Origin of the sequence: Photorhabdus sp. CRCIA-P01 (genome assembly GCF_003545805.1) — a bacterium.
Lineage (GTDB): Bacteria > Pseudomonadota > Gammaproteobacteria > Enterobacterales > Enterobacteriaceae > Photorhabdus > Photorhabdus antumapuensis.
Map to the genome: position 1 here is coordinate 1 of NZ_NMQR01000016.1, position 21,798 is coordinate 21,798.

Here is a 21,798-nt window from a genome sequence, read left to right on the forward strand (position 1 = left end):
GGTTAATAAATTGATAAATATCAATTTTTTACCAGATTTAAAAATGGTAATGCTTGTATCTTTGTGAAAGATATAGATAAAACCAGAATAATAGATTAGTAGCATCAATAATATGAATGAAAGATGTGCTAGCCATTCTTTGATCAAGTTTTAATAATCTCTTTCGTTATATATCTATTTACATAGTGATTTATACAAATTTATTGATTTATATGAAAATCGTTGAGTTGAATTTAAGCGCGAATAAATGCTAAATAGGGTACAGGATATTACCCTGCTGGTTAACTCCTGTTCATTTTGGCATGCAAAATTAGCCAATAATTTCTAATAAAGAGACCTTGGTTGAAATAGAGTTCATTTATCTCAAGTCACTATACCCTATGGATTTCAAGATGCATCGCGGCGGCAAGGGAGCGAATCCCTGGGAGCATAGATAACTATGTGACCGGGGTGAGTGAGTGCAGCCAACAAAGAAGCAACTTGAAAGATAACGGGTATAAGTTGCATTTATGTTGCTAGCTTTTTATCCAGCCTTTACGAATAGGAAAAGCGCAGCAACGTTGGTACAGACTGTTCAATCTTTTTTGTAAACTTTCACCAGACAGGCTCCATATTATTTGTGCAAAAGTGCATCCCATTAGGCTGACGATAAATGCCCCGACCATATCCATCGGCCAGTGAACGCCTAAATAGATTCTGGCCCATGCAATAGCCAGTGCAATTGCCATCATGCATAAGCCCGGCCAAATCCTATACCAGAATAAAAAGGATAAAGCGAAAGTGAAGACGGTTGTTCCATGATGACTTGGGAATGAGGTTGTTGGTGCGTGAGGAAGAAAGTTATAACCAAAACCTTCTGCGAAAGGGCGGTCGTGAGGGCAGAGTAAACCGATACAGAATGAGGTTAGCATAGCAAAACAGAAGGCTATGGTGGTTTTACTGACGATAACCCGATGATAAGGGCGAGTACGCTCTGAACCCCAGAACCAGAAACTAGCCAATGTTAGAGGGAAAATAAGAACCAGGTATTTTGCAATGAACGTCGCCATTGCAATCATGGTTGGTGATGATTCAGGCGTAGCATTGAAAAAAGTAAACAGATCATGATTTATTTGTTCTAACAAATCGGGCCTCGCATACAGTCATTTATGTACATTACGCACTTATGTACATCACGATAGTCGGACGCAAGAGAGTAAAGTTGGCTGACTTATGAGTAAAGCGTAATTGTCTTAATTATTGGTGTTATTTATTTTTGGTTTATATTTCCGTCAAGGAAATATCTGGCAGTCATCCTGGCAAAACTCATCAAATTATTGATATATATGGTAATAATATCTAATTCAGCGCGTTGATAATACCGGTTGTGGATAGTTTGAACATCTGTAGAATCGGTTATGTGTTTATAAACGGTATATTCTTCAGACAATAAAAAAACCCGATAGTCTTGAACCAAAATGGATTAACTATCGGGTTCCTCAATATGGGGATATTAAAGAAAAGCAGTGGCATTAATTCAGACTACGATTTGGTAAGAAAGTTCTTCGTGATAAGAAAAAAAAACAGATTTTTTTCAATTTGATGAAAATAACATTTTTTGCACAAATCAACCGAGTCCCTGTAATGAATAATCAATAGCGGTTTTTACCGCGACGAAAGTAAAACGGGAAGTTCGATTATTGTAGCAATTGGTGTTCTTTTACGTACGCTTCGAAGTCAGTGCAGCCACCGATATGTTTCTCATCAACAAAAATTTGCGGGACAGTTTCTACGGGTTTACCCACTGTTTTTTCCAGATCAGCTTTAGTGATACCTTCTGCGTGAATATCAACATAACGGAAGTCAAAGTCGTCACGCTGCTCTTTTAGTCGTTCCGCCAATTCTTTCGCGCGGACACAGTACGGGCAGCCAGGACGACCGAAAATCACAGTAAACATATAAGCTCCTCTTGGTTATATTAAAATAATGCGGTTTGATGCGTTACCCATGCTTATTTGATAGCTACTATGCCTGTATCGATCGGTAAAAAAAAGTAGAAATTGCCTTTTGCTTTAATTCATCATACCAATTTTGGTAACAGTGTTTCCGGTAGTATAATGTAGCATCAGGTTGTTAAGAGAGGATGCGATGAAAAGTCATCAAGGCAGTATGAGTTCATTGGCAGATATGCCAAAACAGGCTATCCTGCTAGAAATTTTCGGCATTGTATGCTTGATCCTGGCATATTTGACTATTAATGATATTGTCATCTTAACAGATTTACTAATGACGCCAGAAGCACATGTTGTTATGATTTTCATCGGCGTGGGTTGTTTGGTTCCTGCTGCGGTTAATATCATTTGGCGTGCAGTGTGCGGTCTCTCTTTTCTGGGCGTTGATCATAAAAAAGAGAGCAAAAATAAGGTAGAAGGTAGTGATAACGGTAAGTAAAAATAATTTATCAGTTATTGGTGATAGCGCGATAAAGAATTATTTCGTAAGCTATAGCGCTTTTTCATTTTCCGTTGTATGGGGTTGTTAGATGAGTTCACTTGTCATTCCTGACTTATCAGTATTGCGTGAGTGGTTGGATCAGCTCAAAATTTCCTACTTTGAGTGCGATTCATGCCAGGCGCTGCATCTACCTCATATGCAGAATATTGATGGTTTATTTGATGCTAAAATCGATCTGTTGGACAATGTAATCTTGTTTTCTGCGTTGGCTGAAGTTAAACCAACCGCCATTATTCCTTTGATGGCTAATCTAAGCCAGATTAATGCCAGTTCGCTGACAATCAAGGCTTTTCTTGATATTCAGGATGAAAACTTACCTAAATTGGTGGTGTGTCAATCTTTCCTCATTTCAGCCGGGCTGACTTTTTCCCAGTTTTCTCATTTCTTGCAACAAAGCGAAGAGCAGATTGCGGGTGTGATTTTTGAAATTCACAGTAATAACTTGTTGTATATTAATCGTGATATCGAAATCGAGAGTGACATTGAAGAGGAAGAAGAATCACAAGCTCCTGCTAAGGCGCCGACTTTTACTTTGCACTAATATTTCCAACACGGTCATCCAACAATGCAATGTTCGCATTATTCCGCGGGGCACTGTCACTCTTGTCAGTGGCTCGAAAAACCCTATTCTCAGCAGTTAGAAGATAAACAGCAGGATTTAAAGCAGTTATTACCTCAAGCTATTGTGAGGCAATGGTTACCTCCAATCGCCAGCCAACAAGATGCCTTTCGTAATAAAGCTAAAATGGTCGTCAGTGGCAGTGTGGAACGCCCATTGCTAGGCATGTTGCATCGTGATGGCTCGGCGGTTGATCTATGTCATTGTCCCCTCTATCCAGCGCATTTTCAGCCTGTATTCGATGTTGTTAAATCGTTCATTGCTTGTGCCGGGTTGACGCCGTATAACGTTGCTCGTAAGCGGGGTGAACTGAAATATTTGCTGCTGACAGAAAGCCGTCATAGCGGTGAAATGATGTTGCGTTTTGTACTGCGTTCTGAAACGAAAATCGCTCAATTGGAGCGTGCTTTACCCCGGTTGCGTGAGCAATTGCCACAGCTTACGGTGATCTCTGCCAATATTCAGCCAATCCATATGGCGATCCTGGAGGGAGAAAAAGAGATTCTGTTTACTGAGCAAAAAGCGCTCAGAGAACAGTTTAATGGCATTCCTCTTTATATCCGTCCACATAGTTTTTTCCAGACTAACCCGAAAATGGCTTCTGAATTGTATGCAACAGCGGGGCGTTGGGTTCGTGAACTGAAAATCAGTAGTATGTGGGATCTATTCTGTGGTGTTGGGGGCTTTGGTCTGCATTGCGCAGATAAAAATACCTGTTTAACCGGAATCGAAATCATCCCTGAAGCTATTGATTGTGCCCGTGATTCGGCAAAAATACTGGGTTTGGAAAATATCGAGTTTCAAGCTTTGGACTCAACCCACTTTGCCATAGCGAAAGATCAAATTCCGCAATTGGTTTTGGTCAATCCACCTCGCCGGGGAATTGGTAAGGCGCTGTGCGATTATCTCAGTAAAATGGCACCGGATTATATTCTTTATTCAAGCTGTAATGCTCAGACAATGGCGAAAGACATTGCTGTACTCGCTAACTATCGTGTAGAAAAGACACAGTTGTTTGATATGTTTCCCCATACCGAGCATTACGAAGTTTTAACGTTACTAAAATTAAATCATAACTGAATAACGAAAGAATATGTGGGGATGGGGTTCCAAAAGAGAACGCCCAACCCTGTTTAGTTATGGTGCTCAAACGCGAGCGCGCGGCGTTCAATTATTCGCATCAGCAAAGTCAGAATGCCGTTAATACATAGATAAATCACCCCTGCGGCCATAAAAGCCATCACATCATAATTACGGCCAAATAGAAGCTGACTGTATCCCATTACTTCCAGCAAAGTAATAGTACTTGCGAGAGAAGTACTCTTGAAAATCAATACAACTTCGTTGGAATAGGAAGATAACGCCCGTTTAAAAGCATAAGGCAGTAGGATCCGCATAGATTGTGCTTTAGACATGCCCAACGCTTGGCAGGATTGCCATTGACCAGCAGGAATTGCCTTTACCGCGCCATGGAATAGCAGAGTAGAATATGCCGCACTGTTAAGCGCTAGCGTTACCATTGCGCACAGCCAAGGCTCAGACAGTAATTGCCAAAGCCACGGGTACGCTTTTATGGATGGAAACTGCCCAGGCCCGTAATAAATCAGAAAGAACTGTACCAACAAGGGCGTACCGGTAAACAGAGTAATGTAGGTTTTTACCAGTTGTGTCAGTACTGGTAGTTTCATGGTCAGAACCATAGTGAACAGGACGGACATCATGAAAGCAACAAAAAGCGCTGTGACGGTCAAGCTTAGACTGGTTTGCAGACCCGGTAAAATTTGTTGAATATACTCAATCATCAGGGAGCACTCCGATCAAAGCGAGTGGTATGCATCTCAATTTTCTTTAAAATAAACTGACTGATCAGAGTGATAGCCAGATAGATAAGCGCCACAATCATATACCAGGTAAAGGGTTCCTGAGTGCGTGTGGCAATACTTTTGGTTTGCTGCATCAGATCATTCACACTGATAAGCGATACCAGTGCGGTATCTTTCAGTAAAACTAACCATTGGTTACCGAGCCCTGGTAGAGCATGTCGCCACATTTGAGGCATGATCAGGCGGAAAAATATTTCAGCGCGACCAAGACCTAATGCCTGACCAGCTTCCCATTGGCCGGCAGGAATGGCTTTTATCGCACCACGGAGTGTCTGGGATGCATAGGCGGAGTAGAGTAGGGAAAGTGCAATGACACCACAAAGGAATGGGCTGACATAAAAGTCTTGAATATCTATCTGAATTCTGGGGTGCCAGAAGATAAGATCAATGTCAAAGCCATCAGCCAGTGTCAAGAGAAGTTGTGACGCGCCGAAGTAGACGAACAGCACGACCAAAATTTCCGGCAATCCTCTGAACAGAGTGACCCAACAGGTGCCAAGTATGGCGAAGGGTTTCCAACGGGCTGATTCCCAGGCAGCAAATAGCATGGCTAAAATCAGACCAAGTACTAATGCAGACACGGCAAGGCCGACGGTGATGCCGGCGGCGCTGGTTAGAGATTGGAGTTCATTCATGGAGATTCAGCTATTTATTTAAACCATTTTTCATAGATGATGTCATAAGTGCCATCTCGTTTGATATCAGCGAGTGCTTTATTCAGCTTATCTTGTAGATCTTTGTTACCCTTACGAACGGCAATACCTAGGCCGATACCAAAGTAATTTTTGTCAGTGACTTTGTTACCTACGGTATTTAAGTTTTCATTCTTTTTCAGCCACTCGTTAACAACGGCAGTGTCACCGAAAACGGCGTCCAGACGGCCATTTTTCAGATCCAGAATCGCATTTTGATAGCTGTCATAAGGGACGGTTTTAATCTCTTTTCGTTGTTCCATCAGATATTTCTGGTGAGTTGTACCATTCTGGATACCCACAAGTTTGCCTTTCAGATCCGCAGTGCTGGAGACTTTGCCTTTAACGGAGATAAAAACTGCGGAGTTATCGTAATAAGTGTTAGTAAAATCAACCTGCTTTTGGCGCTCTGGGGTGATATCAATACCTGCGGCCAAAGCGTCGAAGCGACGGAATTTCAGACTTGGGATCAGGCTGTCAAAGGATTGGTTAGTGAAGGTACATGTGGCATTAATTTTCTCACAGATGGCATTGGCCAAATCGACATCAAAACCCTGAATTTTATTATTTGCATCGATGAACTCAAACGGAGGATAAGTGGCTTCTGTGGCAAAACGAATGGTCTCTTTTTCCGTGGCGGTTGCAGATAAAGTTACTGTGCCTAAGAGGGCTGCAAAAAGTAGTTTTTTCATCGCTATATCCTATTAATAGTTAGTGTGATAGATAATTAGCAAAGGCTTTGGTTTGTGGTTGCGTAAAATGGCTGATATCACCTTGTTCTATGATGCGGCCGTTTTCCATATATACGACTCGGCTTGCGGCCTTACGGGCGATTTCCACTTCATGGGTAACGATAATCTGCGTAATACCCGTAGCGGATAGTTCATGGATGATATTGACAACCTGTGCTGTAATTTCTGGGTCCAGCGCTGCCGTGGGTTCATCAAATAATAAAACCTGTGGTTCCATCATTAATGCTCGTGCGATAGCAACCCGTTGCTGTTGCCCTCCAGATAAATGTTGTGGGAAGCGGCCAGCAAAATCCTCTAAGCGTAACCGGGAAAGGAGCTTATCCGCTTTTTCCCGCGCTTGTTGCTTGGATAAACCCAGTACGCGACAAGGTGCTTCGATCAGGTTATCCATAACAGTAAGGTGTGGCCACAAGTGATATTGCTGAAAAACCATACCTACATTCTGGCGTAGAGAACGAATCTCCTTGGTTCCTGGCGTTTGTTCGAAATCGAATTGATGATTAGCAATATGCAACTGGCCGGATCGTGGTATTTCCAGCAGGTTTAGTACTCGCAACAACGTACTTTTACCAGCGCCACTTGGACCTAGCAAAACCATCGTTTCCCCTGAAGAACACTCAAGATTAATATCAAACAGTGCTTGATGAGCACCGTAATAGCAATCAATGCTTTTTAATTGAATACTCATGCTTTAATTCTGAATAGTCAGTGATTTAGTCCGATGCTAAACCCGTTGGCATAATTATGCAATATCTTATGCACAGAATATTATTAATTTATATTTCAAGTACATGTATGATTAACGTGTTTTATTTTCTCCTTGTGCGATTTGTCAACAAAAGCTTATTTATTCTATTTGCATACTGCGAAAAGATAAATAGGTCACAAATGGGTCGGCATTAGGATAAGTAACTGTTGTTGACGACTTATGACAAATGAAGTGTCCGAACCGTTATTTATGACATCAAGTATTAATTGTGGCTCAAATTCTGGTTAAGTAAAGAATGCCATCAGTAAGGGGGCGAGCAAACTCAGCACGAAACCGTGAACTATCGCTGCTGGAACAATACTGGCTCCACCGCACCGTTGTAATATTGGCAAGGTAAAATCCATTGATGTCGCACCGCTTAACCCTAGAGCGCTTGAGCGATATCGATTGATTAGAACTGGAATTAGCATAATTGCCACCAGTTCGCGCACCAGATCATTAAAGAACGCGGCACTGCCGATTACCGGCCCGTAAGCGTCGGAAAGTAAGATGCCAGAAAGGGAATACCAGCCGTAACCAGAAGCTAATGCTAAACCTGTTTTCACTGGCAGTCCGAGAATAAGTGCTGCAATTGCACCGCCGATAAGCGCGCTGACAGCAATGACAATCGCAATAATGGCACCACGGCGGTTTAGCAATATCTGTTTCAGGCTCATACCGCTGCTACGTAATTGAATACCGACGAGTAACAGTAAAACGATTAAGGCGATTTCACTGGCATGATTGGAGAAATGCAGCCATGACCAGCCAGTGAGCCCAAACAGGAAACCTAAAATCAGCACACTACATAATTTCAGTGATTCAAAGATCATATGTAAACGGGAAGGGGGTTTTTCTTGTTTATGTGGACTAATAACCCAAGGATCACGCTTTTCAAGCAGGAATAACGCTAGCATATTAGCTGTAAAAATACATAAAAAAAATGTGATTGCATATTGAAAGATGGAGAAGAGGTTACGGCCTAAATCGTCCAACAAAGCCAGGCTGATTCCCATTAAAAACAGGATGATATAGACCATTGCGTTAAGAAGGCGATGAACAGCATTTAACAGTGTCTTATTATTCAAATGGGTAAGATAGCCTAGCGTTAACGGCAAAAGAATGATCAGCAGCCCAGAGTACATAATTAACATCCTTTAAAACGATTAATGTCTTTTTGTCTAAATTCAGTATAAAAATTGATTGTAAAGACGATAAAAATAAAAGATAACAATTTTTTTACATTAAGAGAATAGTCAGGATAGAGAGAATATGTTGTTGCTCAAAGAATTTTTTATTCTTAAGGTGGGTGTGTTATTAATAACTTTCAGTAGATATAAAACGTAAAGGGAACGGCATCTATCTGGAATGAGTGGAAATCCCCGGTTTTCGTGGTATTGAAAGAAATAAGTTTTTATCATTTCTCTGAATGCAATGCTTAATATGGTGATATTTAAATGAATTTTATTCGTTCGAAACGTCGATGGGTTGTGTTGTTAGCTATTGTGGCAGTTATCGCATTGGTTCTGGGGTATTTTCTAAATAGACCAGAAACGATTAAATATCAGACGATCCCTGTCATTAAAGGCGATTTGGAAAAAAATGTACTGGCAACGGGGAAATTGGATGCGGTCAGAAAAGTAGATGTTGGGGCGCAGGTGAGTGGTCAGTTGCAGAATTTGTATGTTGAAGTGGGCGATAAGGTGGCAAAAGGCCAGTTATTGGCATTGATTGATCCTAAACCGGCGCAAAACCAGGTCAAAGAAGTTGAAGCCACGATCAAAGAATTGAATGCTGATCTGATAGATGCCAGGGCACAATTGAAATTGGCACGGCTTACATTACAGCGTCAGAACAATCTGGCGAAAGTGCATGCGGTCTCGCTCCAGGAATTGGATCAGGCTAAAACGGACGTTGAAGTAAAAAGAGCGAAGGTAGAAACTTTATTGGCGCAAATCAGTAAAAATCAGGCTAGCCTTGATACTGCTCAGACTAATTTGCAATACACCCGGATTACCGCACCAATGGATGGTATTGTTGTCAATATTAAAACCCTTCAGGGGCAAACAGTCATTGCGGCACAGGAAGCTCCCACCATTCTGACACTGGCTGATCTCGGCACGATGCTGGTAAAAGCGGAAGTCTCAGAGGCGGATGTTATTTACCTGAAACCAGGTCAGAAAGCCTCTTTTACCGTATTAGGCGCACCGGATAAAAATTTTCCAGGTGTGTTGAAAGATATTTTGCCGACGCCAGAAAAGATTAATGATGCCATTTTCTTTTATGCCCGCTTCGAGGTGGCTAATCCTCAGCAACTTTTGCGTTTGCAAATGACCGCTCAGGTGAAAATTCAACTCGATTCCTATCGTGATGTGTTAATGATCCCGCTCTCTGCTCTGGGTAAACAGATTACGCCAACCCGTTATGAAGTGGATGTTCTAAATGAGGGTAAAGAAGAGAAACGAGACGTGACCATTGGTGTGCGCAATGATGTAAATATACAGATTCTATCTGGCCTGAAAGAACATGAGCAGGTGATTACTGAGCGTAATGAAGAAGTCGAGGATGAGTAATGGATGCGTTACTTGAGCTGAAAGGTATCGAGCGCAGCTATCCCGCTGGCGAGCAACAGGTAAAAGTTCTGGATGATGTCACCTTGTCTATTCATGCTGGTGAGATGATTGCCATTATCGGCGCGTCGGGTTCGGGTAAATCGACACTGATGAATATTCTTGGTTGTCTTGATAAACCCAGTCAAGGTGAATACCGGGTTGCAGGGCAGAATATTGCCGAACTGAGTGATGATGAACTGGCCGCACTGAGGCGGGAACATTTTGGCTTTATTTTTCAGCGTTATCATTTGCTGACTCATTTGACCGCTGAACAGAATGTGGAAATTCCTGCTATTTACTCAGGAGTCTCTAAAGCAGCACGTCGCCAGAGAGCCATAGAGTTACTTGGTCGTTTGGGGCTTGAAGAGAGAACCTACTATCGTCCGGGGCAGCTCTCTGGTGGACAGCAGCAGAGGGTTAGTATCGCCAGGGCGTTGATGAACGGTGGTCAGGTCATTTTGGCTGATGAACCAACAGGAGCGTTGGATAGCCATTCCGGCGAAGAGGTAATGGCTATCCTCAAACAATTGTGTGAACAGGGGCATACCGTCATTATTGTCACTCATGATCCGACAATCGCGGCGCAGGCGCAGCGCATTATCGAGATTAAGGATGGCCATATTATGAGTGACTCTGGTACGCAAATAAGCAAAAAAGTGGCTAAAGTGCCGTCGTTAATATCAAAAATATCTTCGATACGTCAGACCATTGGGCGGTTTAATGAAGCTCTATTTATGGCATGGCGAGCAATGGTTGCCAATAAAATGCGAACTTTACTGACCATGTTGGGGATTATCATTGGTATTGCCTCTGTCGTGACTATTTTGGTTATCGGAGATGCGGCTAGGGCATCAGTGTTATCTGGTATTAAAGAGATTGCGACGAACACCATTGATATTTATCCGGGAGAAGATTTTGGCACTGTTGATCCGGTTAGCGAGCAGGCGCTGAAAATAGCGGATGCGGATGCGATTAAAGCGCAGCCCTATATTCTGGCGGTTTCACCAGAAGTTGAGGGGCAAATGCGCCTTCGTAAAGGGAACATTGATGTCTCTTCTAGAGTGATTGGCGTTGGTGATGAATATTTTCAGGTTTATGCCTTGCGTTTTGCTCAGGGAATGGGGTTCTCATTAGATATGATACGTCGTCAGGGGCAAGTTGTGGTTATTGATAAAAATACCCAGCGTAAGCTGTTTCCTCACCAGAAAAATGTGATTGGGGAGGTGATCCTGGTGGGTAATATGCCGGCCACGATTGTAGGGGTGATAGCTGATAGGAAATCTGTATTTAGCAGTAGCAAATTATTATATGTTTGGGTGCCTTATAGCACGATGGCCAGCCGTCTGATGAACCGGAATTATTTGGATTCAATTACTATCAGAATAAAGGATGGTTATGACTCTAAGGATATAGAAAAGAAGATTGTTCAGTTGCTCACTTTACGTCACGGTAAAAAGGATATTTTCACCAATAATGTGGACATGCTGGTAAAAACGGCGGAAAAAACAGCCCATACTTTACAGCTATTTTTGACGATGGTGGCGGTAATTTCACTGATCGTTGGCGGTATTGGTGTCATGAATATTATGTTAGTTTCGGTGACAGAACGAACAAGAGAGATTGGTATCCGTATGGCAGTCGGGGCCAGAACCAGCGATGTGATGCAGCAATTTCTGATAGAAGCTATTTTGGTTTGTTTGGTCGGTGGTGTTTTGGGCATTGCTCTCTCTTATATGATTGCATTTATTGCTCAACTGGCGCTCCCCGGCTGGAGTTTTGTTTTCCAACCTATTGCTTTACTCAGTGCTTTCGCCTGTTCTACCGCGATTGGAGTGATATTTGGGTTTTTGCCGGCCCGTAATGCTGCTCGGCTTGATCCAATAGAAGCTTTGGCAAGAGAATAAGCGGAAATAATATGACGCCGCGGGTAATGGCCTGCGGCGTATGAAAATAATACCTGGTTATGACCCACAGGCCAGGCTATTTAGCCTTTGGGTTGGTTTTCAAGAGGAACAATAATACTGGCATGATTTCCCTTTGGTCCTTGGTGAACGCTGAAATTCACCTTTTGGCCCGCTTTCAGCGTCCGGTAACCGTCCATCTGAATGGTTGAGTAATGAGCGAATATATCTTCTCCGCCGCTTGCCGGGCAAATAAACCCAAACCCCTTGGCATTATTGAACCACTTAACAGTACCTGTCTCCATACTTCTACATCCCTCGTTTAATGATTTCGGTTGAGATGAGCCATTTAATATAACAGTCGTAAACAATCACATGTAAACAGTGACATTATCTATGTTTGTTTACAAAACATACTGTAGTAAAAATCAAATTCTCGTCAAGTACAGAACAAATGTCTGGTTGTTTTGAATGACTAAAGTTTGATATAGATAACGATATGAGTTTCGTTCATGCACCTTTATATGCCGAGTTTTCATAGGGGAATAGTCTGTGGTAAAAGGAGTTGCCCAGATAATGATAAGATAAATGGCAACATAATTTATTTGCTGGCAGTGGCTGGTATTAGAGATTAATCCGTTGGGAAAATAATGAACGAGTATCATAACAGTTTGAAAACTAAGGAATCTGTTAAGAGTGAGCGACAGCAAAAATTGCAGCCGCCATCAATGTATCAGGTCATTCTTAACAATGATGATTACACTCCGATGGAGTTTGTAGTTGACGTATTACGAAAGTTCTTTTCTTATGAGATTGAACGGGCAACACAATTAATGTTGGATGTCCATTATCAAGGGAAGGCTGTTTGTGGGGTTTATACTGCTGAGGTGGCAGAAACTAAAACAGCCCAGGTAAATATGTATGCCAGGGAGCACGGGCATCCATTACTTTGTACGCTGGAAAAAGTCTGACCAGGTATACTGATTTTTAGGGGGAGGTGCTTATGCTCAACCAAGAGCTTGAACTTAGTCTTAATATTGCCTTTGCTAAAGCACGGGATAACAGACACGAGTTTATGACCGTGGAGCACCTATTGCTGGCGTTGTTAAGCAATTCATCAGCGCGTGAAGCATTGGAAGCCTGCAAGGTCAATCTGGCTCAATTGCGTAAGGAGCTGGAGAATTTTATTTCACAAACGACACCGTTGTTACCTGAAAATGATGAGCGGGAGACTCAGCCGACGTTGAGCTTCCAACGTGTTCTTCAGCGCGCGGTATTTCATGTTCAATCCTCTGGGCGTTCAGAAGTTTCTGGTGCTAATGTGCTGGTGGCTATCTTTAGCGAACAGGAGTCTCAAGCGGCTTATTTGCTGCGTAAACATGATGTGAGTCGTCTGGACGTGGTGAATTTCATTTCTCACGGAACGCCAAAAGAGGATTCTGAATCGGATCATCAGGAGACAGGCACGCAATCAGCAGAAGAGCAGCTTACAGGTGATGATCGGTTGGAAAATTTTACAACTAATCTTAATCAACTCGCTCAAAGAGGACAGATTGATCCATTGATTGGCCGCGAGGATGAGCTGGAAAGAACAATTCAGGTATTGTGTCGCCGCCGAAAAAACAACCCATTGTTGGTCGGAGAGTCGGGGGTTGGTAAGACAGCCATTGCAGAAGGGCTGGCGTGGCGGATTGTGCAAAAAGATGTACCGGAAGTGATGGCTGATTGTACGATTTATTCGCTGGATATTGGTTCATTGCTAGCGGGAACTAAATATCGTGGTGATTTTGAGAAGCGCTTCAAAGCATTGTTAAAAACCCTTGAGCAGGATAGAAAAAGTATTCTATTTATAGATGAAATCCATACCATTATCGGTGCGGGGGCTGCGTCAGGGGGGCAGGTCGATGCGGCTAATCTGATTAAGCCATTGTTGTCCAGTGGACGTATTAGAGTGATTGGTTCTACGACCTATCATGAATTCAGTAATATTTTTGAAAAAGATCGGGCGTTAGCGCGTCGTTTTCAGAAGATTGATATTGTTGAGCCTTCACCCGAAGAGACTGTACAGATTATTAGAGGGTTGCGGCCAAAATATGAGGCGCACCATGATGTACGTTATACCACGAAAGCTATCCGTGCCGCGGTTGATTTATCAGTGAAATACATTACTGATCGTCACTTACCGGATAAGGCGATCGATGTGATCGATGAAGCTGGGGCGCGTACCCGTCTGGTGCCGATTAGTCGTCGTAAAAAAACGATTAATGTGTCGGATATTGAATTCGTCGTTGCCCGAATTGCCCGGATTCCTGAAAAAACCGTTTCTGCCAGTGATAAAGATGTCCTAAGAACACTAGATGAGCGGCTGAAAATGTTGGTATTCGGTCAGAATACCGCGATTGCGGCATTGACCGAAGCCATTAAGATGAGTCGTGCAGGGTTGGGGCAGGATAATAAACCGGTGGGTTCTTTCCTACTTGCAGGTCCGACAGGCGTAGGGAAAACGGAAGTCACCGTACAGCTTGCTAAAGTGCTGAATATCAAATTATTGCGTTTTGATATGTCAGAATATATGGAGCGCCATACAGTAAGTCGTTTAATTGGCGCGCCACCGGGATATGTTGGTTTTGATCAAGGAGGATTGCTGACGGATGCTGTGATTAAACATCCTCATTCAGTATTGCTGCTTGATGAGATTGAAAAAGCACATCCAGATGTATTTAACCTGTTATTGCAAGTTATGGATAACGGTACTCTGACTGATAACAATGGGCGCAAAGCGGATTTTCGTAACGTCATTTTAGTCATGACAACGAATGCGGGTGTACGTGAAACACAGCGCAAATCCATTGGATTTAAGCAGCAGGATAACAACTCTGATGCAATGGAAGAAATTAAGAAGGTGTTTACACCGGAATTTCGTAACCGTCTTGATGGCATCATCTGGTTTAATACGCTTTCTATTGAAGTCATTCAACAGGTAGTTGATAAGTTCATTGTCGTCTTGCAAGCACAATTGGATGAAAAAGGCGTTTCGTTGGAGGTCAGTGCGGATGCTCGTCAATGGTTATGTGATAAAGGCTATGATAAAGCAATGGGTGCTCGTCCAATGGCACGGGTTATTCAGGATAGCTTGAAAAAACCGTTGGCAAATGAACTCCTGTTCGGCTCATTAGTTCACGGTGGCTCAGTGAGTATTGGCTTGGATAAGGCAAAACGCATACTGACCTACGATTTCAGCAGTGCTTATAAGCAGAAGCCGGAAGATGTAGTGCACTAATAGAAGAACGACACCACAGGTGAATACAACGTTGTTAAATACAAAGTTGCTACCTGTGGTGTAATACTTGAAAACGGTAATGAATCAGCGGCTACGGAAGACGATACGGCCTTTGCTCAGGTCATATGGGGTCAGCTCAACTGTAACCTTGTCGCCTGTCAGGATGCGAATATAGTTTTTACGCATTTTACCTGAAATGTGAGCAGTGACTACGTGCCCGTTTTCTAATTCAACGCGGAACATAGTGTTTGGTAGTGTGTCTAGCACAGTACCTTGCATTTCAATATTGTCTTCTTTGGCCATCTAATCCTCTAAGTTTAATAACCATCGTTTTTAACGGGCAAGATAATGCCGAAAAACCCTCATTATGTAAAGGAATGTTGTATTTTAACCCGCTATTTTGCAAATAGTGCATAGTGATATTTATGTTATCAGCAACATGAATCGGTCAAATGTTGATTATAATTCCAGTACTTGTTGTAACCAGCAATCAGGTTTTAATGACCGATTTCTGAATTGATAAAGATACTGAATAAATTCTTCCCTGGGAATCTCTTTTGCTCCCAGTGAAGCTGTGTGATGGTTAAGCACTTGGCAGTCCAGTAGTTCACCACCGTGTCGCAGAAAATGGTGATAGAAGGCAATGAGCGCACATTTGGATGCGTTCTCCATTCTGCTGAACATAGACTCACCGCAGAAGAGTGTGCCGACGCTGACACCGTACAAACCACCAACAATCCGCTCATTGTGCCAGACTTCTACTGAATGTGCTTGTCCTGTCTGATGTAATTTTTTATAACCTTGTTGGATATCCTTGCCTATCCATGTTCCTTCCTGCCGTTGAGCGCAGAAATGAACTACCTGTTCAAAAGCATGATTTACCGTAATATGGTATGGGGGATTGCGCAGAAACCGGCGGAGCGTTCGGCCGATATGCAGTTCACTCGGAATGATTACCGCACGTGGATCGGGGGACCACCAAAGTGGCATTTCACTGGGTAAAAACCAGGGAAAAATCCCTTGATGATAGGCTGCATTTAATCGATTAGCAGATAAATCCCCCCCTACCGCCAGTAGGCCATTAGGCTCCGTTAATGCCTCTTTTGGGTGAGGGAAATCATATGAATCAGCATCCAGTTGAATTATTGGCATCGTGTGTTATTGCCCCGGTTCAAGACAAATCTGATGTTGCCGCTGATAAAACTGATAATAGCGACCTTGCTGAGCCAGTAATTCATCATGCTGCCCTTGTTCAATAATGGTGCCGCCATCCATGACGTAAATACGGTCCATATGGTCAAGTCCGTACAGGCGGTGGGTGACAATAATTAATGACTTATGCTGACAATGTTGACGCAGTAGAGATAGAATTTGCTGTTCAGTATCCGCATCAAGCCCTTCAGTAGGTTCATCCAGTAACATCAGTGGCGCCGAGTGCAGTAATGCTCTGGCAATTCCTAAGCGGCGCTGTTCACCGCCTGACAATTGACGACCGCCTTCGCCCATCCAGCAGTTTAGTCCCTCATTGGTTTCCAGTAGATTGCTTAAACCTACCTGTTTCAGCACAGTTTCTAGTTCATTATCGGTTGCATTTGGTTTTGCCAGTAATAAATTCTGTCGTAAAGTATGACTGAACACATGCACACGTTGTGAAACAACCGATATCATACTGCGCAGAGTTGATTCGTCATAAGCAGTAATAGGATACTGATTCAGACAGATTGAGCCTGAATCGGTATCCCAGGCCCGGGTCAGTAATTGTAGCAAGGTAGATTTACCACAACCGGTTTTGCCTAACAGCGCGATATGTTCCCCAGCTTTCAAGCAGAGAGAAATATTTTTCAGGACGGCCATTGACTGATCAGGATAAGTGAAACTGATATTTTTGATATCAATACTGGCTTGCGCTGAACTTTCCGGCCCTGATGTAGGAAACATTACTTCCGGTTCTTGTTGCATCAATTGAGCAACACGGGTTGCAGAGGTAATGACTTGTCCTAGATGTTGGAATGCAACAGTGACAGGGCCCAGGGTTTCAAACGCGGCAAGAGAACAGAAGACAAACAGTGCGATTAATGCCCCCGGCTGACTGTTTCCCCCCACGCTGTTAGCTGCCAGCCATAAGATCAATGTGACAGTCATACCGGTGGCAAAAATCATGATTGCCTGTGACAAGCCGGTTAGGTTCGCTTGCTGTTGCTGGCGTCTTAACCAACGTGACTCGATATCAGCCATTGACTTGCGGAAACGGCCAGCAGCACCGAATACCATCAATTCGGCTTGCCCTTGCAATGCCGCTGTGAGTTGGGTGCGGTATTGACCACGCAGAATAGTCAGATCGCGGCCAACGGATTTACCTGTGTTATAAAATACCAATGGCAGCAGGATCAACAGAGCCAGCATAATACCGCCAAGGGTATAGGCTAATGTGAGATCCAGAAATCCAAGACTGAAAGTGAGGACCATGATAACGATAAGAGCTGATAATATCGGCGAAATCACCCGTAAATAGAGATGATCCAATGTTTCAACATCAGCAACTAGCCGGTTTAATAATTCACCGTGGCGAAAACGCGCTATTCCTCCCGGTGAAAGTGGCAAAATTTTCTGAAAGGCAAAAACCCGTAAATGTGCCAATACCCGGAAAGTGGCATCATGGCTAACCAACCGTTCAGCATAGCGCCCGGTAGTTCGAAGAATGGCAGCGCCACGGACACCGGCAGCCGGTAGCATATAGTTGAATGTATAACCAGAAAAACCGGCTAGTGCCGCGCCTGCAAGGAACCAGCCAGAGAGGGTCAGTAAACTTATGCTGGCGAGTAGCGTAACAATGGTTAGAACCATGCCTAAACTGATAAGAAACCAATGACGGCGATAGAGCGCCAGAAAAGGAAGCAATACCCGCATAATTACAGCTCCTCACTTCGATGGGATAACAGACGGGTGAATACCCCTTGAGATTGGCTTAGCGTCTGGTAATCTCCCTGTTCAATAATTAATCCCTTTTCCATGACCCAAATCTGATCATATTTCAGCGTTTCTTCCAATTGATGGGTAACTAACAGGGTTGTCTGATGATGAGATACCTGATTGAGTGTTTCCATCACCTGTTGTTCGCTATGCGCATCCAGGCTGGCGGCAGGCTCATCCAGTAATAATAACCGGCAAGGTTTCAATAGGGCACGGGCAACAGCGATACGTTGGGCCTGACCAACGGATAATCGTGCTGCATTATCACCGATGATCGTATTCAGCCCATCGGGTAAATCGTGAATAAATTCGGTGACGTATGCTTGTTCCATAACCTGATGGATTTGTTGTTGATTGGCATTAGGTTGGTTCAGACGAATATTATCAAGCAAAGTCTGCTCAGGCAGATGTGGATTTTGTCCAATCCAACTCAGTTGATTACGCCATCTTTGTTGATCCAACTCACGCAGTTCGGTGCCATTAATTTGCATTGAACCACGATAGGGCAGGAACCCTAACAGTAAATTCAAGAGGGAACTTTTACCTGCTCCGCTTTGACCAACTAATGCCACCCGTTGATTTTTCTCTATAGTAAAATTCAACGGGCCAGCAAGCTGGTTGCCATCGTGGGCCAAAATTTCCAGATTATTAGCAATGATGGTCAACGGATCTTGGGGGTTTAGTGTTTTATCACCACCGGCAGGTGCACGTTCGCCATCACTGCTCAATAACGTCACTAATGCTTCGGCGGCGCCAACTGCCTGTGCTTTGGCGTGATAATAAGCACCCAGATCGCGCAATGGCTGGAAAAATTCTGGGGCGAGGGTTAACACCAGAAAACCGGCAAACAGGGTAACGCCCATCCCGTAACTGCCAAAATTAAGCTCACCCAGATAGGAGAAACCGAAATAGACAGCGACAACAGCAATAGAAATGGCGGCAAAGAATTCCAGCACCGCGGAAGAGAGGAATGCTAATCTTAGTACTTCCATCGTCCTGCAACGGAAGTTTTCGGTGGATTCGCTGATTTGTTGTGCTTCTGCTTTGCCGCGATAAAACAAGCGCAGCGTTTCCAGCCCACGTAGCCTATCAAGAAAATTACCGCTTAACCGCCCTAGTGCGACAAAATTACGCCGATTAGCATCTGCGGCGCCTAAACCAACCAGCGCCATAAACAGAGGAATCAGGGGAGCAGTAGCGAATAAAATGAGTCCGGCGGCCCAGTTAACAGGGAAGAGGGTGATCAGGATAAGAATAGGGATTATGACGGCAAGAGACATCTGTGGCAGATAGCGGGAGTAATAATCCTGCATATCTTCTATCTGCTCAAGAATAATGGTTGCCCAGCTACCGGCTGGTTTGCCTTTAACCCACATTGGGCCAAGTTGTTCCAGCTTATCTAATACCATGGCGCGGATTTTCTGACGCACGACTTTGCCACAGATAAAACCGATACGTTCCCGAATAGCACTGATGATAGCTCGTAACGCAAAGGTAGCTGCTAGCAGCCAGAATTCATTCGTGATGTGCTCGCGTGGAAGATTATCCATGATTAAAGCTTGCAGAATTGAGGCTAGTAGCCAGGCTTGAGTGATAATCAACAATCCACTGATTAAGCCAAATAACATGGACAGGCGGAGCCAGCGTTGGGCCGGGGCACTTTGCTGTTTCAGCCAGCGAACCAATTCATACTGTCTTGTTTTGTCCATAAGGAAAGATTCTAATTTAACAGGTGAGGGTAATGGTGTACCAAAAGGCTGGCATATCCTATGTGTCAGCATCCTGCTGATATGTTACATGTTAAAAGGCGCTACCGAAATAGCGCCTTGAAAGAAAAAGAATTTATTTAGCGGCTAGCCCATCCAGGAAACGTTCCGCGTCAAGGGCTGCCATACAACCTGTACCGGCGGACGTAATTGCTTGGCGATAGGTATGGTCCATGACGTCACCGGCGGCGAATACACCGGGAATGGAGGTCTGAGTGGCGTTACCCTGTAGACCGGATTGAACTTTAATGTAACCATTATCCAGTTCTAATTGACCTGCAAAAATAGCGGTATTGGGAGTATGGCCTATGGCAATAAATGTGCCGGTAACAGCCAATTCTTTTGTAGTGCCACTTTTGGTATCGCGTAGGCGAACACCGGTAACGCCCATATCATCACCGAGTACTTCATCCAGAATACGATCGGTGTGCAGGATGATATTGCCATTTTTGACTTTATCCATCAGGCGACCGATCAAGATCTTCTCTGAACGGAAAGTATCACGGCGATGAATTAGGTGAACTTCCGCTGCAATATTTGCCAGATATAAGGCCTCTTCTACCGCAGTATTACCGCCGCCGACAACGGCGACTTTCTGGTTACGATAAAAGAAACCATCACAGGTTGCACAGGCTGAAATGCCACGACCCTTGAATGCCTCTTCAGAAGGTAAACCTAAATAACGGGCAGAAGCACCTGTTGCGATAATCAGTGCGTCACAGGTATATTCTTGTTCATCACCATAAAGGCGTAAAGGCCGGTTTTGCAGATCAACTTTTTGAATATGGTCAGAAATAATTTCGGTTTGGAATTTTTCAGCATGTTGATGCATGCGTTCCATTAGCCTTGGGCCGGTCAGATCTTCAGGATCGCCAGGCCAGTTTTCGACCTCGGTGGTTGTAGTCAATTGACCGCCTTTTTCAACCCCGGTAATGAGAACCGGATTTAAATTTGCTCTGGCAGCGTAAACCGCAGCGGTATAGCCTGCTGGACCGGAGCCAAGAATAATGAGTTTGTGGTGCTTGGCGGTGCTCATGAATACCTCATTTCCATTTATCACTTATCGGATATCGAGCGATTGTAGGAGAAATAGGAGGGTAAAAAAAGTTAAAAGACTTATGTTACTAACGATTTTACCGATAGATATTAACTAACAATGATTTTAACCTGAGAAAAGTGTTCTTTTAGTGCTGTTTGGATTTCATTTGCTCGTTTTCAATTAATGGTAGACTATTGAAACGATTAACTGAAAATTTGTTCCACAGGTTGTTCTGATTTTTGCTCATTTACTTTGACAATCGGCTGTGCATTTGCGAAAACATCACTGTAAGAGATAATTATCCACCTCGCTAAATTCGTTTCTATAAAAATCGACATGCGGATAATTCCCTCTAGTGTAGCATTAGAAAATGGCCTGTGAGTTGCTTTACGCTGATAGAGCGAGGCTTTAACTTTAAGACATCTTTTCCAACTCAAACTCAGAGAGATAGGGGAAAATGTTATGGGTGTAGGAAAATAAAGAGAGATCAACAAGATGATAGATAATAAAAAACGTCCGGGAAAAGATCTTGATCGCATAGATCGTAATATCCTAAATGAGCTACAGAAAGATGGGCGAATTTCTAACGTAGAACTGTCTAAACGGGTAGGTTTGTCTCCAACCCCGTGCTTGGAGCGTGTTCGTCGTCTGGAACGCCAAGGATTTATTACTGGGTACACAGCATTGCTGAATCCTCACTATTTGGATGCATCTTTGCTGGTATTTGTTGAAATTACCTTAAACCGTGGCGCCCCAGATGTTTTTGAACAATTCAACGCTGCTGTACAAAAGTTGGAAGAGATTCAGGAGTGCCACTTAGTTTCCGGTGATTTCGACTATCTATTGAAAACCCGCGTACCAGACATGTCAGCTTATCGTAAGTTGCTAGGCGAAACTTTGTTGCGTTTGCCAGGTGTTAATGACACCCGCACATATGTTGTGATGGAAGAAGTTAAGCAGAGCAATCGTTTGGTCATTAAGACTCGCTAAAATCTTACCAAAAATGTACAGGTGCAAAACTGGAAAAACTTAGGTACACTCCT

General features: G+C 43.5%; 21 protein-coding genes. 8 read left to right on the forward strand and 13 right to left on the reverse strand.

What is annotated here, in order from left to right; translation table 11 throughout:
• Positions 1-515: 515 nt before the first annotated feature.
• Together ybjG and D3222_RS11620 are read right to left on the reverse strand one after the other, a co-directional pair.
• Positions 516-1,124, reverse strand: a complete 609-nt coding sequence (gene ybjG / locus D3222_RS11615; RefSeq protein WP_118986304.1) for an undecaprenyl-diphosphate phosphatase — start codon at positions 1,122-1,124, stop codon at positions 516-518.
• A gap of 552 nt (positions 1,125-1,676) precedes the next feature.
• Entirely contained in the window at positions 1,677-1,937 is a 261-nt protein-coding gene (locus D3222_RS11620) for a GrxA family glutaredoxin (protein ID WP_011145878.1), read from the reverse strand.
• Positions 1,938-2,127: 190 nt separating this feature from the next.
• Between D3222_RS11620 and D3222_RS11625 the strand changes: the two genes are divergently transcribed.
• The 3 genes from D3222_RS11625 (at position 2,128) to rlmC (ending at position 4,192) form a co-directional block, all read left to right on the forward strand.
• Positions 2,128-2,430 carry a YbjC family protein gene (locus tag D3222_RS11625; RefSeq protein WP_118986305.1) on the forward strand — a complete coding sequence of 101 codons (303 nt, stop codon included), beginning with the start codon at positions 2,128-2,130 and terminating at the stop codon, positions 2,428-2,430.
• A 91-nt stretch (positions 2,431-2,521) separates the two neighbouring features.
• Positions 2,522-3,034 carry a YbjN domain-containing protein gene (locus D3222_RS11630; protein WP_118986306.1) on the forward strand — a complete coding sequence of 171 codons (513 nt, stop codon included), beginning with the start codon at positions 2,522-2,524 and terminating at the stop codon, positions 3,032-3,034.
• Positions 3,035-3,058: 24 nt separating this feature from the next.
• Positions 3,059-4,192, forward strand: a complete 1,134-nt coding sequence (gene rlmC / locus D3222_RS11635; RefSeq protein ID WP_118986307.1) for a 23S rRNA (uracil(747)-C(5))-methyltransferase RlmC — start codon at positions 3,059-3,061, stop codon at positions 4,190-4,192.
• A gap of 53 nt (positions 4,193-4,245) precedes the next feature.
• Here the strand turns inward: rlmC and artM are convergent, their stop codons facing one another.
• The 5 genes from artM to D3222_RS11660 all read right to left on the reverse strand — a co-directional run bounded on the left by artM (position 4,246) and on the right by D3222_RS11660 (position 8,332).
• Complete coding sequence (gene artM / locus D3222_RS11640) at positions 4,246-4,914, reverse strand: arginine ABC transporter permease ArtM (RefSeq protein ID WP_118986308.1); 669 nt, start codon at positions 4,912-4,914, stop codon at positions 4,246-4,248.
• Entirely contained in the window at positions 4,914-5,630 is a 717-nt protein-coding gene (gene artQ / locus D3222_RS11645; RefSeq protein WP_118986309.1) for an arginine ABC transporter permease ArtQ, read from the reverse strand. Before artQ ends, artM begins: the two co-directional genes overlap by 1 nt.
• Positions 5,631-5,644: 14 nt before the next feature.
• Positions 5,645-6,379, reverse strand: coding sequence for an arginine ABC transporter substrate-binding protein (gene artJ / locus D3222_RS11650; protein WP_118986310.1), 735 nt, complete (start codon positions 6,377-6,379; stop codon positions 5,645-5,647).
• 19 nt (positions 6,380-6,398) lie between these two features.
• On the reverse strand, positions 6,399-7,127 hold the full coding sequence (artP, locus tag D3222_RS11655) for an arginine ABC transporter ATP-binding protein ArtP (RefSeq protein WP_118986311.1): 729 nt from the start codon (positions 7,125-7,127) through the stop codon (positions 6,399-6,401).
• Between the two features lie 305 nt (positions 7,128-7,432).
• Positions 7,433-8,332 (reverse strand): lysine exporter LysO family protein, encoded by a 900-nt coding sequence (locus D3222_RS11660; RefSeq protein WP_118986312.1) that lies wholly within the window; start codon positions 8,330-8,332, stop codon positions 7,433-7,435.
• 312 nt (positions 8,333-8,644) lie between these two features.
• On the opposite strand from D3222_RS11660, the gene macA reads away from it, so the two are divergent.
• Positions 8,645-9,760 (forward strand): macrolide transporter subunit MacA, encoded by a 1,116-nt coding sequence (macA, locus tag D3222_RS11665; protein ID WP_118986313.1) that lies wholly within the window; start codon positions 8,645-8,647, stop codon positions 9,758-9,760.
• Positions 9,760-11,703 (forward strand): macrolide ABC transporter ATP-binding protein/permease MacB, encoded by a 1,944-nt coding sequence (macB, locus tag D3222_RS11670; protein WP_118986314.1) that lies wholly within the window; start codon positions 9,760-9,762, stop codon positions 11,701-11,703. The genes macA and macB overlap by 1 nt, the downstream gene beginning before the upstream one ends.
• Positions 11,704-11,783: 80 nt before the next feature.
• Here the strand turns inward: macB and cspD are convergent, their stop codons facing one another.
• On the reverse strand, positions 11,784-12,005 hold the full coding sequence (cspD, locus tag D3222_RS11675; RefSeq protein ID WP_118986315.1) for a cold shock-like protein CspD: 222 nt from the start codon (positions 12,003-12,005) through the stop codon (positions 11,784-11,786).
• A 345-nt stretch (positions 12,006-12,350) separates the two neighbouring features.
• On the opposite strand from cspD, the gene clpS reads away from it, so the two are divergent.
• Together clpS and clpA are read left to right on the forward strand one after the other, a co-directional pair.
• Positions 12,351-12,671, forward strand: coding sequence for an ATP-dependent Clp protease adapter ClpS (gene clpS, locus D3222_RS11680; protein ID WP_118986316.1), 321 nt, complete (start codon positions 12,351-12,353; stop codon positions 12,669-12,671).
• Between the two features lie 32 nt (positions 12,672-12,703).
• On the forward strand, positions 12,704-14,980 hold the full coding sequence (gene clpA, locus D3222_RS11685) for an ATP-dependent Clp protease ATP-binding subunit ClpA (RefSeq protein WP_118986317.1): 2,277 nt from the start codon (positions 12,704-12,706) through the stop codon (positions 14,978-14,980).
• 84 nt (positions 14,981-15,064) lie between these two features.
• Here clpA and infA read toward each other — a convergent pair whose 3' ends face one another.
• The 5 genes from infA to trxB form a co-directional block, all read right to left on the reverse strand.
• Positions 15,065-15,283, reverse strand: a complete 219-nt coding sequence (infA, locus tag D3222_RS11690; RefSeq protein ID WP_002211347.1) for a translation initiation factor IF-1 — start codon at positions 15,281-15,283, stop codon at positions 15,065-15,067.
• 156 nt (positions 15,284-15,439) lie between these two features.
• Positions 15,440-16,132, reverse strand: coding sequence for a leucyl/phenylalanyl-tRNA--protein transferase (aat, locus tag D3222_RS11695; protein WP_118986318.1), 693 nt, complete (start codon positions 16,130-16,132; stop codon positions 15,440-15,442).
• Between the two features lie 6 nt (positions 16,133-16,138).
• Positions 16,139-17,887 (reverse strand): heme ABC transporter ATP-binding protein/permease CydC, encoded by a 1,749-nt coding sequence (cydC, locus tag D3222_RS11700; protein WP_118986319.1) that lies wholly within the window; start codon positions 17,885-17,887, stop codon positions 16,139-16,141.
• A gap of 2 nt (positions 17,888-17,889) precedes the next feature.
• The gene (gene cydD / locus D3222_RS11705; protein WP_118986320.1) at positions 17,890-19,659 is read right to left on the reverse strand and encodes a heme ABC transporter permease/ATP-binding protein CydD; all 1,770 of its coding nucleotides are present in this window, start codon (positions 19,657-19,659) and stop codon (positions 17,890-17,892) included.
• A 133-nt stretch (positions 19,660-19,792) separates the two neighbouring features.
• A complete protein-coding gene (gene trxB, locus D3222_RS11710) occupies positions 19,793-20,752 on the reverse strand; it encodes a thioredoxin-disulfide reductase (RefSeq protein ID WP_118986321.1) in 960 nt (319 codons plus the stop codon).
• Positions 20,753-21,250: 498 nt separating this feature from the next.
• Here trxB and lrp point away from each other — a divergent pair, with 498 nt between their 5' ends.
• Positions 21,251-21,745 carry a leucine-responsive transcriptional regulator Lrp gene (gene lrp / locus D3222_RS11715; protein WP_011145896.1) on the forward strand — a complete coding sequence of 165 codons (495 nt, stop codon included), beginning with the start codon at positions 21,251-21,253 and terminating at the stop codon, positions 21,743-21,745.
• The last annotated feature ends 53 nt before the right edge of the window (positions 21,746-21,798 follow it).